Origin of the sequence: Enterobacter cloacae complex sp. P24RS (genome assembly GCF_014982165.1) — a bacterium.
Lineage (GTDB): Bacteria > Pseudomonadota > Gammaproteobacteria > Enterobacterales > Enterobacteriaceae > Enterobacter > Enterobacter quasihormaechei.
Window position 1 is genome coordinate 1 of the sequence record NZ_JADCKU010000035.1, and the last position, 1,091, is coordinate 1,091.

The following is a 1,091-nucleotide window of genomic DNA, read 5'->3' on the forward strand; positions in this document are numbered from 1 at the left end:
GCTGCAATCACTACCGTACTGGCTAAAACCTACGGCGGTGCTGCTCGTGCTTTCGACCAGATCGATAACGCACCAGAAGAAAAAGCTCGTGGTATCACCATCAACACCTCTCACGTTGAGTATGACACCCCGACTCGCCACTACGCACACGTAGACTGCCCAGGCCACGCCGACTATGTTAAAAACATGATCACCGGTGCTGCGCAGATGGACGGCGCGATCCTGGTTGTTGCTGCGACTGACGGCCCTATGCCTCAGACCCGTGAGCACATCCTGCTGGGTCGTCAGGTAGGCGTTCCTTACATCATCGTGTTCCTGAACAAGTGCGACATGGTTGATGACGAAGAGCTGCTGGAACTGGTAGAGATGGAAGTTCGTGAACTGCTGTCTCAGTACGATTTCCCAGGCGACGACACTCCAATCGTTCGTGGTTCCGCGCTGAAAGCGCTGGAAGGCGACGCAGAGTGGGAAGCGAAAATCATCGAACTGGCTGGCTTCCTGGATTCTTACATCCCAGAACCAGAGCGTGCGATTGACAAGCCATTCCTGCTGCCAATCGAAGACGTATTCTCCATCTCCGGTCGTGGTACCGTTGTTACCGGTCGTGTAGAGCGCGGTATCATCAAAGTTGGTGAAGAAGTTGAAATCGTTGGTATCAAAGAGACTGCGAAGTCTACCTGTACTGGCGTTGAAATGTTCCGCAAACTGCTGGACGAAGGCCGTGCTGGTGAGAACGTTGGTGTTCTGCTGCGTGGTATCAAACGTGAAGAAATCGAACGTGGTCAGGTTCTGGCGAAGCCAGGCTCAATCAAGCCACACACCAAGTTCGAATCTGAAGTGTACATTCTGTCCAAAGACGAAGGCGGCCGTCATACTCCGTTCTTCAAAGGCTACCGTCCACAGTTCTACTTCCGTACAACTGACGTGACCGGTACCATCGAACTGCCAGAAGGCGTAGAGATGGTAATGCCAGGCGACAACATCAAGATGGTTGTGACTCTGATCCACCCAATCGCGATGGACGACGGTCTGCGTTTCGCAATCCGTGAAGGCGGCCGTACCGTTGGCGCGGGCGTTGTTGCTAAAGTTCT

Annotated in this window: 1 protein-coding gene; it reads left to right on the plus strand. The window is 53.5% G+C overall.

Translation table 11 applies throughout. The features are described from left to right. Window positions 1-1,091: elongation factor Tu (gene tuf / locus INF58_RS20850; protein WP_048338965.1), on the plus strand; the 1,091-nt coding region annotated here is incomplete at both ends.